Origin of the sequence: Streptomyces sp. NPDC020422, assembly GCF_044386705.1 — a bacterium.
GTDB lineage: Bacteria > Actinomycetota > Actinomycetes > Streptomycetales > Streptomycetaceae > Streptomyces.
In genome coordinates this window covers 58,594-72,413 of the sequence record NZ_JBIRVJ010000010.1, presented here as the reverse complement: position 1 = coordinate 72,413, position 13,820 = coordinate 58,594, and the positions used below count along the sequence as shown (strand labels likewise).

The following is a 13,820-nucleotide window of genomic DNA, read 5'->3' as shown; positions in this document are numbered from 1 at the left end:
ACTTCCGGGTAAATCTAGGGCGCGGCAGGGAATTTGGACAGATCCACGACCACGGACCCACGAACCCGGCCCCACGAACCCGGCCCCCGGTACGCCGGAAGGGCGGCGCGCTCCGACGTGCTGTCGGGGTGCGCCGCCCTGGGGCGGTACGGGTGGGGCGGGTCGTAAGGGGTGGTGCGGGTCGTGCGGGTGGTGCGGGGGCCGGCTCGCGCCGTCACGGCGGCGGCTACCGCGGGTCCCGGTCGAACTTCGAGGTCGACCAGAAGTAGCCGAGGACGGCGAGGCCGACGCACCAGGCGACCGCGAGCCAACCGTCGTGGCCGATCCCGGTGCCGAGGAGCAGACCGCGCAGGGTCTCGATGGCGGGGGTGAAGGGCTGGTACTCGGCGATCGGCTGGAACCAGCCCGGCATCGCGTCGACCGGGACGAAGGCGCTGGAGATCAGCGGCAGGAAGATCAGCGGCATCGCGTTGTTGCTGGCGGCCTCCGCGTTCGGGCTGATCAGGCCCATGCCGACGGCGATCCAGGTGAGGGCGAGGGAGAACAGGACGAGCAGGCCGAAGGCGGCGAGCCACTCCAGGGCGGTGGCGTCCGTGGAGCGGAAGCCGATCGCCACGCCGACGGCGCCGACGAGGACCACGCTGGCGACCGACTGCAGGACGCTGCCGACGACGTGTCCGACGAGGACCGAACCGCGGTGGATGGCCATGGTCCTGAAGCGGGCGATGATGCCCTCGGTCATGTCGTTGGAGACGGAGACCGCCGTGCCGATCGTGGTGCTGCCGATGGTCATCAGGAGCAGACCGGGGACGAGGTAGGCGATGTAGTCGGCGCGGTCGCCGCCGCCGATGCCCGCGCTCATGGTGTCGCCGAAGATGTAGACGAACAGCAGGAGCAGCATGATCGGCGTGAGCAGCAGGTTCAGGGTGAGCGACGGATAGCGCCGGGCGTGCAGGAGGTTGCGCCGGAGCATCGTCTTCGAGTCGCGCAGGGCGAGGGCGAGGGAACTCATCGGGCGTTCTCCTTGGTCGAGTGGGGCTGCTGGGGAAGGCGGGCGCTGTCGGTCAGGGCGAAGAAGACGTCGTCGAGGTCGGGGGTGTGGACGGTCAGTTCGTCGGCCTCGATGCCCGCCGCGTCCAGGCGGTCGAGCAGGGAGCGCAGTTCGCGCTGGCTGCCGTCGCCGGCGATCTGCAGGGTGAGGGCCTCGTCGTCGCGTGCGGCTCCGTCGAGGGCGGCGCCGGCCCGCCGGTAGGCGGCGGGGTCGGTGAAGCGGAGCCGGACGTGGCCGCCGGGGATGAGCCGCTTGAGCTCCTCGGCCGTGCCCTGGGCCGCGATCCTGCCGTCGTTGAGCACGGCGATCCGGTCGGCGAGCTCGTCGGCCTCCTCCAGGTACTGGGTGGTGAGGAAGACGGTGACGCCGTCGGAGACCAGCTCGCGGATGATCTGCCACATGTTGTGCCGGGAACGCGGGTCGAGGCCCGTGGTCGGCTCGTCCAGGAAGATGATCCGCGGCGAACCGACGAGCGTCATGGCGATGTCCAGGCGCCGCTTCATGCCGCCGGAGTAGGTGGACGCGGGCTTCTTGGCGGCCTCCACCAGGTCGAAGCGTTCCAGGAGTTCGGCCGCGACCCGGCGGCCCTCCGGCCGGGAGAGGTGGTGGAGGTCCGCCATGAGCAGCATGTTCTCCTCGCCGGTGATGAGGCCGTCGACGGCGGAGAACTGGCCGGTGACGCCGATGGCGGCGCGCACCGCCTGCGGGTCGGCGGCCAGGTCGTGGCCGCCGACGTGGACGGCGCCGGTGCCGGCGTCGGCGGAGATCAGGGTGGAGAGGATCTTCACGGCGGTGGTCTTGCCGGCGCCGTTCGGGCCGAGCAGGGCGAAGACGCTCCCTTCGGGGACGGCCAGGTCGACGCCGTCGAGCACGACCTTGTCTCCGTAGGACTTGCGCAGTCCGTTCGCCGCGATGGCCAGGTGGGTCATGTCGAGCGCTCCTCAGGCTTGTTCGGGGGGGCGGGCCGGGGCCGGGTCCGGGTCGGGTCCGGGGCGGGTCCGGGTCCGGGTTCGGGTCGGGGTCGGGGTCGGGTCCGGGTCCGGGTCGGGTCCGGGTTCGGGTTCGGGGTCAGTTGCTGCGGGCCGTGATGTCGCCGTACGAGGTGGTGGCGCGGATGGTCAGCTCGGCGTCGGCGCCCTTGCTGTTCTGCAGGCTGTTGGCGATCCGGCCGTAGTCGGTGCCGGCGTCGAGGGTGGCGGAACTGCCGCGGGCGGCGCCGATCTCGATGTCGCCCTTCTCGGTGCGCAGTTCGAGGTCGCCGCGGACGGCCTCGGCGACCTTGAGGTCGCCGTTCATGGTGCGGAGCACGGCCGGTCCGGTGAGCCGGCCGATGGTGATGTCGCCGTCCTGGACGCGGACTTCGGCGCTCGCGGCCTCGTCGAGCTTGACCGGGCCCTGCGCGGTCTCGAGGACGACGTCGCCGAGGCGACCGACGCCGCGGAGCTCGGCCGCGGCGGTCTTGGCCTCGACCCGGGAGCCGGCCGGGAGCTGGACGGTGACCTCGACGGCGCCCGAGTTGCCGAGGAGCTTGTTCTCGGCCTCGGGGGACTCGACGCGGAGCACCCCGTCGGCGAAGGCGACCCGGACCCGCTCGGCGGCCTTGACGTCGCGGCCCTTGCCGGCGTTGGCGGGGCGGACCTCGACCGTGGCGTCGGCGCGGTCGGCGGCGATGAGCTGCACGCGGCCGGCGGGGATGTCGAGGACGGTGGTGATCGGGGCGGTGGTGGCGAACTTCTGCATGGTGCCCTCCCGGGCTTTCCGTTTGCTCCGTCGGTGTTTCCGACACGGGAAAAGCTACGTTGCATTCACAGACTCGGCAACAAGCTCGTTGCTTATCAATGACATCTATGCAGGTCAGACTAGATAAATCGTTGCAACGGTTATGGATTTAACGCAACGTCACCCCCGCCAGCCGTTGCAATGGGCGATGAGTGAACGCTATGCTGAGGGCGACGGACAAGCACCGAGAGGGAGACCGCGATGCCGGGAGGCAGACTCACCCAGCAGGAACGCCAGCAGATCGCGCTGGGAGTGGCCGACGGCCTCGCCTACGCGGAGATCGCCCGGCGTCTCGACCGCCCCACCTCGACGGTCACGCGCGAGGTGATGCGCAACGGCGGCCCCACCGGCTACCGCGCCGACCTGGCCCAGCGCGCCACCGAACGCCGCACCCACCAGCGCAGGCAGCCCGCACCCCGGGGAGCCGGGGCGCCGCCGCGGGCCGAAGGGCGCGACGTCGAGGCCGTGCGCGAGTACGAGGAGACGTTCACGACGCTCCTCATGCAGCAGGGCCTGCCCAAGATGATGGCCCGGGTGCTCATGGCCCTCTACATCAGCGACGAGGGCACGCTCACCGCGTCCGAGCTCTCCCAGCGCCTCCAGGTCAGCCCGGCGTCCGTCTCCAAGGCCATCTCCTTCCTCGACGACCAGGGCCTCGTCCGCCGGGAGCGCGACGAGCGGCGCCGCGAGCGCTACACCGTCGACAACGACGTCTGGTACCAGGGGACGATCGCCGGCGCCCGGGCCAACCTGCTGCTCGCCGAGACCGCCCGGCAGGGCGTGAACATCCTCGGCCCCGGCAGCCCCGCCGCCGCCCGGCTGGAGACGATCGCACGCTTCGTCGAGTTCATCGGCGAGAGCATCGCCCGCGCCGCGGACCAGGCCCGCGACATCCTCTACTCGACCCCGGAGACGGGCCCCCGGCAGGACCGCGGCGAGGAGCGGGAGCCCGCGGAAAAGCCGTGAGGCCCATGCCCCTTCTCCAGGGGCATGGGCCTCACGTACGGGCCGGGCGTGGCGTCAGGCCGCGGCCGGCACTGCCACCTTCTGCTCCGCCTCACGGGCGTCGACCAGGTCGTCGACCGGGGAGGCCGAGGCCGAGTCGTACGCGGCGCGGTCGAGGATCTTCTCGCGGGAGGACACGAGCACCGGGACCAGGGCCTGGCCGGCGACGTTCGTGGCCGTGCGCATCATGTCGAGGATCGGGTCGATGGCCATCAGCAGGCCGACGCCCTCCAGCGGCAGACCCAGGGTCGACAGGGTCAGGGTCAGCATGACCGTCGCGCCGGTGAGACCGGCGGTGGCCGCCGAGCCGATGACCGAGACGAAGGCGATCAGCAGGTACTCCTTGACGCCCAGCTGCACGTCGAAGATCTGCGCGATGAAGATCGCGGCGAGCGCCGGGTAGATCGCGGCGCAGCCGTCCATCTTCGTCGTGGCGCCGAACGGCACGGAGAAGGACGCGTACTCCTTCGGGACGCCGAGGCGCTCGGTGACCCGCTGGGTGACCGGCATGGTGCCGACCGAGGAGCGGGAGACGAAGGCCAGCTGGATGGCCGGCCAGGCGCCCTTGAAGAACTGCAGCGGGTTCAGCTTGGCGACGGTCGCGAGGAGCAGGGGGTAGACGCCGAAGAGGACCAGGGCGCAGCCGACGTAGACGTCGGCGGTGAAGGTGGCGTACTTGCCGATCAGGTCCCAGCCGTAGTTGACGATGGCCTTGCCGATGAGGCCGGCGGTGCCGATCGGGGCGAGCCGGATGACCCACCACAGGGCCTTCTGCAGCAGTTCCAGGACCGACTCCGAGAGGGAGAGGATCGGCTGGGCCTTCTCGCCGAGCTTGAGGGCGGCGATGCCGGCCACGGCGGCCATGAAGACGATCTGGAGGACGTTCAGCTCGGTGAAGGGCGTGATGACGTCCGTCGGGATGATGCCGGTGAGGAAGTCGATCCAGCTGCCCTGGTGCTCGGGCAGCTTGCCGTCCTTCGGCGTGAGGCCGGTGCCGGAGCCGGGGTTGGTGAGCAGGCCGATCGCGAGGCCGATGGCGACGGCGATCAGCGAGGTGATCATGAACCAGATCAGGGTCTGCGCGGCGAGCCGGGCCGCGTTGTTGACCTTGCGGAGGTTGGTGATCGACACCAGGATCGCGAAGAAGACGAGCGGGGCGACGGCCAGCTTCAGGAGCTGGACGAAGATGCCGCCGACCTGGGTCAGGGTCTCCTGCAGCCAGCCGATGTCCTGGCTGCGGGCGAGCCAGCCGAGCAGGACGCCGATGACCAGACCGGCGACGATCTGGGCCCAGAACGGGATCTTGGGTATGCGGGACTTCGCCACGGGCGCGGACGAGGACGCGGACACGGACACACTCCAGCGGTGCGTATCGGGAAATACGGGGACGGGGGTGCGGCACTCACACGCGCTCGAAGCGCGGGTGCCGCTGCATGATGCCGGGTCAGAGCTCGCGGCAACAGACCGCGGACATACAGCGGCAGAGATCGACGTGCAGGCGCGCCACGAGCCGGGGGCTCACGGCATGGGGGAGGCGCACTGCGGTCTTCATGTCGAACACGTTAACACTTGAACTTTGGGATCCTCAAAGGGGTTCTTTGAGGTAAAAGCCTTCGAAACGAAGAAAACCCCAGGCGGGAGCCTTCGAAGCTCCCGCCTGGGGCGGAGTGTGATGTCGCTTACGCGCGCTTTATGTCACGCGGGCCGGAGCCCGCCGTCGCTCAGACCGCGTCCTCGGCGGAGCGGTTCGCGTCGAGCCGGCCCTTGGCGCGGTCGACCTTCTCGACGATCTGGGCGCTCATCGCGTCGCGCTCCTTGCGCAGCAGCACGAAGCTGAGCGGAGCGGAGACCACGATCGAGAGCACCAGGACCCACAGCAGGTTGGAGTCGCCGAGGCCGCGCGGCAGCACGCCGAGGTAGACCAGGCCCCACAGCGCGAGGAAGCTCCCGGCGAAGATGCCGAGGCGCATCAGGGTGTAGCGGAGCATGTCAGTCCCTCCCATACCGGACGAGCGTCACCCCAGTGAAGCACGGCACGGAACGATCACCGGGTCCGGGGGTCGGAACGCCCTTGAGCGCCCGAGCCGGTAATGGATACTCTCCATTTATGGCCCTTACCTTCGAGTTGGACCCGCCCGTCGGCCCCGCCCTGCGCGACGGAGTGCTCGCCCTGTGGGCGGACGTCTCCAACGCGGGCGGTGCGGTCGGCTTCGTACCGCCCGTGACGCCCGAGGAGATCCGGCCCGCGCTGCTCACGCACCTGGTCGGGATGGCGAAGGGCGACACCCGCCTGCTGGTCGGCCGCGACGAGCGGGGCGAGATCGCCGCCACCGCCTTCTTCACGTACAACAGCCACCGCCTGATGACGCACTGGGTGTGGCTGTACACGGTGATGGTGCACCCCCGGCACCAGGGCAAGGGGTACGGGCGCGATCTGATGGCCGCCGTCGAACGGGCGGCGCGGACCGCCGAGGGCTTCGAGCACATCGAGGCCATCCGGCTCACCTGCCGGGGCGGCACCGGCGTCGACGCCTTCTACGCGCGGGCCGGCTACAAGGAGGTCGGCCGCGTCCCGGCCGCCATCCGGGTGGCCCCGGGTGACGACCGCGACGACATCGTCATGCTGCTGCCGCTCGCGTAGGAGGGAACGGGATCAGAAGCGCATCGGCTGCGGCGTCTCGCGCCGCTCCGCGTCCGGCCCCGGGTACTCGCGGATGACCTCGTAGCGCGTGTTGCGCTCCACCGGCCGGAAACCGGCGTCCCGGATGAGCTCCAGCAGGTCCTCGCGGCCCAGCTTGTTCGGGGTGCCGTAGTTGTCGGCGTCGTGCGTGATCTTGTACTCGACGACCGAGCCGTCCATGTCGTCCGCGCCGTGCTGGAGCGCCAGCTGCGCGGTCTGGACGCCGTGCATCACCCAGAACACCTTGACGTGCGGGACGTTGTCGAAGAGCAGCCGCGAGACGGCGAAGGTCTTCAGCGCCTCGGCCCCGGTGGCCATCGTGGTGCGGGCCTGGAGCTTGTTGCGGATCTTGCCGTCCTGCATGTCCACGAAGTCGTGCTGGTAGCGCAGCGGGATGAAGACCTGGAAGCCGCCGGTCTCGTCCTGGAGCTCCCGCAGCCGCAGCACGTGGTCCACGCGGTGGCGCGGCTCCTCGATGTGCCCGTACAGCATCGTGCACGGGGTCTTCAGACCCTTCTCGTGCGCGAGGCGGTGGATGCGGGACCAGTCCTCCCAGTGGGTGCGGTGGTCCACGATGTGCTGCCGGACCTCCCAGTCGAAGATCTCGGCGCCGCCGCCGGTCAGGGACTCCAGACCGGCGTCGATCAACTCGTCGAGGATCTCCGAGGCCGACAGGCCCGAGATGGTCTCGAAGTGGTGGATCTCGGTGGCGGTGAAGGCCTTCAGCGAGACGTTCGGCAGGGCCTTCTTCAGCTCGGAGAGCGAACGCGGGTAGTAGCGCCAGGGCAGGTTGGGGTGCAGCCCGTTGACGATGTGCAGCTCGGTGAGGTTCTCGTTCTCCATCGCCTTCGCGAGGCGCACGGCCTCCTCGATGCGCATGGTGTACGCGTCCTTCTCGCCCGGCTTGCGCTGGAAGGAGCAGTACGCGCAGGAGGCGGTGCACACGTTCGTCATGTTCAGATGACGGTTGACGTTGAAGTGCACCACGTCGCCGTTCTTGCGGGTCCGGACCTCGTGGGCCAGTCCGCCGAGCCAGGCGAGGTCGTCCGACTCGTACAGGGCGATGCCGTCCTCACGGCTCAGCCGCTCGCCGGCGAGGACCTTCTGCTCCAGCTCACGCTTGAGCCCCGCGTCCATACGGTCGCCTCCCTTAATCTCCGAAACCAGGCGTGCCCACCGTACTCCCCCGCTCTTCGGGCGGGGGCACCCCCATTGCCGCTCCGCCTCAGCCCTCTTCGGGCAGGTCCCCGACCCGGTTCTCCCACTTCGTGGACAGCACGATCGTGGTACGGGTCCGCGACACGCCCTTCGTCCCGCTGAGCCGGCGGATCGTCTTCTCCAGACCGTCCACGTCGTTGGCGCGGACCTTGAGCATGAAGGAGTCGTCGCCGGCGATGAACCAGCAGTCCTCGATCTCGGCCAGGTCCTTCAGCCGGCGGGCCACGTCCTCGTGGTCGGCCGCGTCGGAGAGGGAGATGCCGATGAGGGCGGTCACGCCGAGGCCGAGCGAGGCGGCGTCGACGGTGGCGCGATAGCCGGTGATGACTCCGGCGGCCTCGAGGCGGTTGATGCGGTCGGTGACGGAGGGGCCGGAGAGCCCGACGAGCCGGCCGAGCTCGGCGTACGAGGCCCTGCCGTTCTCGCGCAGAGCCTGGATGAGCTGCCTGTCCACGGCGTCCATAGGTATGAAGCCTTCCATTGTCCAGCGATACCGCGAGTTTAGGTATAGAATCTAAGGTACACAGGGACGACGCCCTGTGAATCTTTTAGTAGATCAAAGACGATCTTTCAGGAGTGGTGATCACCGTGTACACGATCGAGATGGCCTACGCCCGCATGCGCGAGCTGCAGGAGATGGCCAACCGCTCGCGTGCCCACCAGACGTCCGTCGCTGCGAAGCGCGCTGCGAAGAAGCGCGCCAAGAAGCGCTAATCAGACCGGAGAGCCGCACCCAGCTCTCCTTCCCAGCGGCGGTACAGCCGGTGCGGCACGCCTGCCGCGTCGAGCACCCGCCCGGCGACGAAGTCCACCAGATCCTGGATGTGCGTCGCCCCCGCGTAGAACGCCGGAGAGGCGGGCAGCACCACGGCGCCCGCCTCGTCCAGCGCCACCATGTGCTTGAGGGTCTGCCCGTTCAGCGGGGTCTCCCGCACGGCCACCACCAGCGGCCGCCGCTCCTTGAGCGTCACGCTCGCGACCCGCTGGAGCAGGTCCTTCGAGAGCCCGAGCGCGACCCCCGCCACCGCGGCCGTCGACGCCGGCACGACCAGCATCCCCTTGGCCCCGTACGAGCCGGAGGACGGCCCGGCGGCCAGATCCCCGGCCGCCCAGTACCGCACGTCGTCCAGCGCCGCCGCGTCCACCCTGAAGGTGTCCGGCTTCCCGTCCGCCCCGCGCGCCAGCCATGCCGCCAGGTCCTCGCGCCAGTGCGCGTCCCGGAAGGCGATCCCCGTCTCGTCGAGCAGCGTGAGACGCGAGGCCCGCGACACCACCAGATCGACACTCTCCCCGGCCGCGAGCAGCCCCCGCAGCACGGCGGCGGCGTACGGCGTCCCCGACGCCCCCGACACCCCGACGACCCACGGACGACGCTGCTGCCTGTTCACCTGCTCCACGCCGACGAGCCTATCCGGCCACTACAGGGACAGCCCGCGCACCAGCAGGTCGAGCAGCGCGCACACGAAGAGGGCGATCCCGATGAAACCGTTGACCGTGAAGAACGCCCTGTTCAGGCGGGACAGGTCGTGCGGCCGGACGATCGAGTGTTCGTAGCAGAAGGCCACCGCCACGATCACCAGACCGGCCCAGAAGAAGACGCCCGCGTCCGTCGCCAGGGCGTACCAGACCAGCAGGCCCGTGGTCACCACGGCCGAGACCCGGGCGCCCCACAGGGCGGCGGGGATGCCGAAGCGGGCCGGGACCGACATCACGCCGTGCGCGCGGTCGGCCTGCACGTCCTGGCAGGCGAAGATCAGGTCGAAGCCGCCGATCCAGACGCCGACCGCGAGGCCCAGGATCACCGCGTCCCACGACCACTCGCCCGTCACCGCGAGCCAGGCGCCGATCGGGCCGATGGACTGGGCGAGCCCGAGGATCGCGTGCGGGAAGTTCGTGAACCGCTTGCCGTACGGATAGACCACCATCGGGATCACGGCGAGCGGCGCGAGCGCCAGGCACAGCGGGTTGAGCAGGGCCGCGGCGCCGAGGAAGACGACGACGGCCACACCGGCGCCGGTCCACGCCGACCGCACCGACACCGCGCCCGTCACCAGCTCGCGGTTGGCGGTGCGCGGGTTACGGGCGTCGATCTCGCGGTCGATGATCCGGTTGCAGGCCATGGCGAAGGTCCGCAGGCCCACCATGCACACCGTCACCAGGAACAGCGTCCACCAGTGGATCTCCTGGTCCAGCTGGTACATCGCGGTCAGCGCGGCGATGTACGCGAAGGGCAGCGCGAAGACCGAGTGCTCGATCATCACGAGGCGGAGGAAGGCTTTCGTGCGGCCCGGCTGGGCGCCGGGCACCGCTGCCGTGGTCACAGCCCGTACTCCTTCCAGCGGCGGTCCACCAGGGCCGCCGTCGCCGGGTCCGACTCCACCATGTCCGGCCAGCCGCCGTCGCGGGTGTAGCCCTCCTCGGGCAGCTTCTTCGTCGCGTCGATGCCCGCCTTGCCGCCCCAGAACTGCTGGTAGGAGGCGTGGTCCAGGTGGTCCACCGGCCCCTCGACGACCGTGAGGTCACGGGCGTAGTCGGTGTTGCCGAGGGCCCGCCAGGACACCTCGTGCAGGTCGTGGACGTCGCAGTCGGAGTCCACCACGATGATCAGCTTGGTCAGCGACATCATGTGCGCGCCCCAGATGGCGTGCATGACCTTCTGCGCGTGCTTCGGGTACTTCTTGTCGATCGAGACGATCGCGCAGTTGTGGAAGCCGCCGGACTCCGGCAGGTGGTAGTCGACGATGTCCGGCACGATGATCTTGAGCAGCGGCAGGAAGAACCGCTCCGTCGCCCGGCCCAGCGGGCCGTCCTCGGTCGGCGGGCGGCCGACCACGATCGACTGGAGCAGCGGACGCCTGCGCATCGTGATGCAGTCGATCTTCAGGGCGGGGAACGGCTCCTGCGGCGTGTAGAAACCGGTGTGGTCGCCGAAGGGGCCCTCGGGCAGCATCTCGCCCGGCTCGAGCCAGCCCTCGATCACGACCTCCGCCTGGGCGGGGACCTGGAGCGGGACGGTCTTGCAGTCGACCATCTCGATCCGCTTGCCCTGAACGAAGCCGGCGAAGAGGTACTCGTCGATGTCGCCCGGCAGCGGCGCCGTGGAGGCGTACGTGACGGCCGGCGGGCAGCCGAAGGCGATCGCGACCGGCAGCCGCTCCCCCCGCTTCGCCGCGACCGCGTAGTGGTTGCGGCTGTCCTTGTGGATCTGCCAGTGCATGCCGATGGTGCGCTTGTCGTGGCGCTGGAGGCGGTAGAGGCCGAGGTTGCGGACCCCGGTCTCGGGGTGCTTGGTGTGGGTCAGACCCAGGTTGAAGAAGGAGCCGCCGTCCTTGGGCCAGGTGAACAGCGCCGGCAGCCGGTCCAGGTCGACGTCGTCGCCGGTGAGCACGACCTCCTGGACGGGGGCGTCCCCGGGCTTCACCTTCTTCGGCGGCACGTGGACCATCGAGCCCAGCTTCCCGAAGGCCTCCCGGACCCCGACGAAGCCGTGCGGGAGCTCCGGCTTGAGCAGCCCGCCGATCTTCTCGGAGATCTCCTCGTACGACTTCAGCCCGAGCGCCTTGAGCAGCCGGCGGTCGGTCCCGAAGACGTTCATCGCGAGGGGCATGGCGGAGCCCTTCACGTTCTCGAAGAGCAGCGCCGGGCCTCCCGCCTTGTTCACCCGGTCGACGATCTCCCCGACCTCCAGGTACGGGTCGACTTCGGCCTTGATGCGCTTGAGGTCGCCTTCGCGCTCCAGCGCCCTGAGCAGCGAGCGGAGATCGTCGTAAGCCATAGGGGTCAGTATCGGTCACCGGCTAGGCTTGACTCGTCACCGGGGCCGTCGAAACGCGCTCCCGCCGCTGCTTCCAGGGGGCTGTCCCGCATGCTCAGGGCACTGATGTACATCCTGCCGCTGGCGCTGACGATCTACGCGTTCATCGACTGCCTCAACACGCCCGAGGAAGAGACCAAGCACCTGCCCAAGGTGGCCTGGGTCGTCATCATCCTGCTCTTCTGGATCGTCGGCCCGGTCGTCTGGTTCGTGGCCGGCAAGCAGCGCCGGGCCGTGGCCGGGGGCGGCGCGGGGGGCTCGGGCGGCTGGGTCGCGCCGGACGACAACCCGGAGTTCCTGAGGTCGCTCCGCGAGGAGCAGCAGAAGGACGAGTCCCTCCTCAAGGACTGGGAGGCCGACCTGCGCCGCCGCGAGGAGGAGCTCAAGCGGCGTGAGCAGGGCGAGGCCGGAGACAAGGAGGGCTGATGGAGCTGCGGCTCCTGGTCACCTTCGAGAAGGTCGCCACCGTCCTCTCCTTCACCCGTGCGGCCGCCGAGCTGGCGTACGCCCAGTCGAGCGTCACGACCCAGATCCGGTCCCTGGAGTCGTCCCTCGGCGTCGAGCTCTTCGAGCGGCTCGGCTCCCGCATCCGGCTCACCGAGGCGGGCGCCCGGCTGCTGCCGTACGCGCGGCAGATGATCGAGCTCGCCGACGAGGCCAGGGCCGCGGTCACCGCGGCCGACGAGCCGGCCGGCACGATCGCCGTCGGCACGATGGAGTCCCTCACCTCCTACCGGCTGCCGCCGCTCCTGGAGCTCTTCCACCACCGCTACCCGAAGGTGCAGCTGACCCTGCGCCCGACGCTCGGCGACGCGACCCGCCAGGCCCTGCGGGAGGGCACGTACGACCTGGGTCTGCTGATGGAGCGGGAGACCGGGCACGAGGGCCTGGAGAGCGAGGTCCTCGGCGAGGAGCCGCTGGTCCTGGTCGCCGCGCCGGGTCACGAGCTGGCCGGCCGGAGCGGGCTGACGTCCGCGGACCTGGCGGCGGTGAGCCTGGTGGGCACGGAGCCGGGCTGCGCCTACCGCGACCTGTTCGAGGCGGAGCTGGCGCCGCACTCCCCCTCCTTCCTGGAGTTCGGCACCATCGAGGCGAGCAAGCGGGGCGTGGCCGCGGGCCTCGGGATCGCGCTGCTGCCCCGGATCACCGTCTCCGAGGAGCTGGCGTCCGGGGCGCTGACGGCGCTCGACTGGGAGCCGCCGTTCACGTTGTTCACGCAGATCGCGTGGCGGCGGGGGAAGCGGCTGCCGGCGCATGTGCGTCTGTTCGTGGAGCAGGCGCGGCGGCTCGTGCGCGAGGCGCCCGGTTCACCCTGAGGCTGGCCAGCACGATCAGCGGGACGCCGAGCGCCTGGACGAGGCCGATGTGGTGCCCGTAGACGAGCCAGTCGGCGAGCATCGCGACGGCGGGGTAGGTGAAGGCGAGCACCGCGATCCGGGCGGTGGGCAGCTTGGCGTACGCCGCGTACATCAGCACGTACATCACCCCGGTGTGCAGGATGCCGAGCCCGGCGAGCCAGCCCCACCCGGCGCCGAGCCGCGCGGCCTCGCCGAAGTCGGCGAAGGGCAGCAGCAGCGGGATCCCGACGCCGACCTGGACGAGCGCGATGAGATGCGGCCGGACGCCGCTGATCCGCTTCGTCACCACCGTCGACAGCGCGTAGAGCACGGCGGCCGCGAGGGCGAAGCCGAGGCCCTTGAGCGAGGCGGTGTCCCCGGGCCGCACCCCGGACACGAGCACGAGCCCCGCGAACGCGACCCCGAGCCATCCGAGCTTGGCCGCGCTGATCCGCTCCCGCAGCACGAGGGCGCCGAGCAGCACCAGGAAGAACGGCTGCGTGTGGTACACGACGGTGGCGAAGGAGATCGAGGTGGCCTCGTACGCCTCGAAGAGGAACACCCAGTTGAAGACGATGAACGCACCGCCGAGCGCGGCGAGTCCGAGCTTCCCCGGGGTGAACCCGTGCCCGGTGAAGAACCCCCGCGCCAGGCTGTACGCACCGAGCGCGACGGCCCCGAAGAGGCACCGGAAGAACACCACGCTGAACGGGGACGCCCCGGACTCGACGACGAAGATGCCGAGGGTGCCGGAGAGCACCATGGCGAGGGTCAGTTCGACGGTTCCCCTGGTCTCGTTTCTCATGCCCCTGACGCTACGAACGGGGGCCGGGGGCGGTCCACGAGCCAGTGGGGCGTCCTGCCGATGGGCCCATCGGGCGGGCCGATGGGGCCTTTCTCGCGTTCGGGTGGGCCACTCCCGCAATCCCGCGCAAT

At 70.2% G+C, this 13,820-nt stretch carries 16 protein-coding genes; 5 read left to right on the top strand and 11 right to left on the bottom strand.

The annotated features are described in order from the left end of the window. Positions 1-226: 226 nt before the first annotated feature. The 3 genes from ACH414_RS26615 to ACH414_RS26605 all read right to left on the bottom strand — a co-directional run bounded on the left by ACH414_RS26615 (position 227) and on the right by ACH414_RS26605 (position 2,791). Entirely contained in the window at positions 227-1,012 is a 786-nt protein-coding gene (locus tag ACH414_RS26615) for an ABC transporter permease (RefSeq protein ID WP_398943623.1), read from the bottom strand. Further along, complete coding sequence (locus tag ACH414_RS26610) at positions 1,009-1,980, bottom strand: ATP-binding cassette domain-containing protein (RefSeq protein WP_398943621.1); 972 nt, start codon at positions 1,978-1,980, stop codon at positions 1,009-1,011. Before ACH414_RS26610 ends, ACH414_RS26615 begins: the two co-directional genes overlap by 4 nt. Before the next feature lie 139 nt (positions 1,981-2,119). Then, positions 2,120-2,791 carry a DUF4097 family beta strand repeat-containing protein gene (locus ACH414_RS26605; protein WP_382541607.1) on the bottom strand — a complete coding sequence of 224 codons (672 nt, stop codon included), beginning with the start codon at positions 2,789-2,791 and terminating at the stop codon, positions 2,120-2,122. A 240-nt stretch (positions 2,792-3,031) separates the two neighbouring features. On the opposite strand from ACH414_RS26605, the gene ACH414_RS26600 reads away from it, so the two are divergent. Next, a complete protein-coding gene (locus ACH414_RS26600; RefSeq protein WP_391769817.1) occupies positions 3,032-3,796 on the top strand; it encodes a helix-turn-helix domain-containing protein in 765 nt (254 codons plus the stop codon). A 54-nt stretch (positions 3,797-3,850) separates the two neighbouring features. On the opposite strand, the gene ACH414_RS26595 is transcribed toward ACH414_RS26600, so the two are convergent. Both ACH414_RS26595 and ACH414_RS26590 read right to left on the bottom strand, forming a co-directional pair. Then, a complete protein-coding gene (locus ACH414_RS26595) occupies positions 3,851-5,191 on the bottom strand; it encodes a dicarboxylate/amino acid:cation symporter (RefSeq protein WP_382541603.1) in 1,341 nt (446 codons plus the stop codon). A 365-nt stretch (positions 5,192-5,556) separates the two neighbouring features. Continuing rightward, the gene (locus ACH414_RS26590) at positions 5,557-5,823 is read right to left on the bottom strand and encodes a DUF4229 domain-containing protein (protein WP_382541600.1); all 267 of its coding nucleotides are present in this window, start codon (positions 5,821-5,823) and stop codon (positions 5,557-5,559) included. Between the two features lie 119 nt (positions 5,824-5,942). On the opposite strand from ACH414_RS26590, the gene ACH414_RS26585 reads away from it, so the two are divergent. Then, the gene (locus tag ACH414_RS26585; protein ID WP_382541597.1) at positions 5,943-6,476 is read left to right on the top strand and encodes a GNAT family N-acetyltransferase; all 534 of its coding nucleotides are present in this window, start codon (positions 5,943-5,945) and stop codon (positions 6,474-6,476) included. 12 nt (positions 6,477-6,488) lie between these two features. Here ACH414_RS26585 and mqnE read toward each other — a convergent pair whose 3' ends face one another. Both mqnE and ACH414_RS26575 read right to left on the bottom strand, forming a co-directional pair. Then, on the bottom strand, positions 6,489-7,652 hold the full coding sequence (mqnE, locus tag ACH414_RS26580) for an aminofutalosine synthase MqnE (RefSeq protein ID WP_382541594.1): 1,164 nt from the start codon (positions 7,650-7,652) through the stop codon (positions 6,489-6,491). 88 nt (positions 7,653-7,740) lie between these two features. Next, on the bottom strand, positions 7,741-8,196 hold the full coding sequence (locus tag ACH414_RS26575; protein ID WP_031013392.1) for an Lrp/AsnC family transcriptional regulator: 456 nt from the start codon (positions 8,194-8,196) through the stop codon (positions 7,741-7,743). 116 nt (positions 8,197-8,312) lie between these two features. On the opposite strand from ACH414_RS26575, the gene ACH414_RS26570 reads away from it, so the two are divergent. Further along, on the top strand, positions 8,313-8,447 hold the full coding sequence (locus ACH414_RS26570) for a hypothetical protein (protein WP_383649530.1): 135 nt from the start codon (positions 8,313-8,315) through the stop codon (positions 8,445-8,447). Here ACH414_RS26570 and ACH414_RS26565 read toward each other — a convergent pair. From ACH414_RS26565 to ACH414_RS26555, 3 genes are read right to left on the bottom strand one after another with little or no spacing between them, the layout of a single operon-like run. Further along, on the bottom strand, positions 8,444-9,121 hold the full coding sequence (locus ACH414_RS26565) for a UbiX family flavin prenyltransferase (RefSeq protein ID WP_386566307.1): 678 nt from the start codon (positions 9,119-9,121) through the stop codon (positions 8,444-8,446). The two genes, ACH414_RS26570 and ACH414_RS26565, sit on opposite strands and share 4 nt — an antisense overlap. Before the next feature lie 30 nt (positions 9,122-9,151). Continuing rightward, entirely contained in the window at positions 9,152-10,054 is a 903-nt protein-coding gene (gene mqnP / locus ACH414_RS26560) for a menaquinone biosynthesis prenyltransferase MqnP (RefSeq protein WP_382541591.1), read from the bottom strand. Further along, complete coding sequence (locus ACH414_RS26555; protein WP_382541588.1) at positions 10,051-11,508, bottom strand: menaquinone biosynthesis decarboxylase; 1,458 nt, start codon at positions 11,506-11,508, stop codon at positions 10,051-10,053. Before ACH414_RS26555 ends, mqnP begins: the two co-directional genes overlap by 4 nt. Positions 11,509-11,598: 90 nt before the next feature. On the opposite strand from ACH414_RS26555, the gene ACH414_RS26550 reads away from it, so the two are divergent. Together ACH414_RS26550 and ACH414_RS26545 are read left to right on the top strand one after the other, a co-directional pair. Next, a complete protein-coding gene (locus ACH414_RS26550) occupies positions 11,599-11,973 on the top strand; it encodes a PLD nuclease N-terminal domain-containing protein (protein ID WP_382541585.1) in 375 nt (124 codons plus the stop codon). After that, positions 11,973-12,863 (top strand): LysR family transcriptional regulator, encoded by an 891-nt coding sequence (locus tag ACH414_RS26545; protein ID WP_398943614.1) that lies wholly within the window; start codon positions 11,973-11,975, stop codon positions 12,861-12,863. Before ACH414_RS26550 ends, ACH414_RS26545 begins: the two co-directional genes overlap by 1 nt. Here ACH414_RS26545 and ACH414_RS26540 read toward each other — a convergent pair. Further along, positions 12,760-13,689: a DMT family transporter gene (locus tag ACH414_RS26540; protein ID WP_382541579.1), complete on the bottom strand. Its 930-nt coding sequence runs from the start codon at positions 13,687-13,689 to the stop codon at positions 12,760-12,762. The genes ACH414_RS26545 and ACH414_RS26540 overlap by 104 nt on opposite strands. Positions 13,690-13,820: the final 131 nt, after the last annotated feature.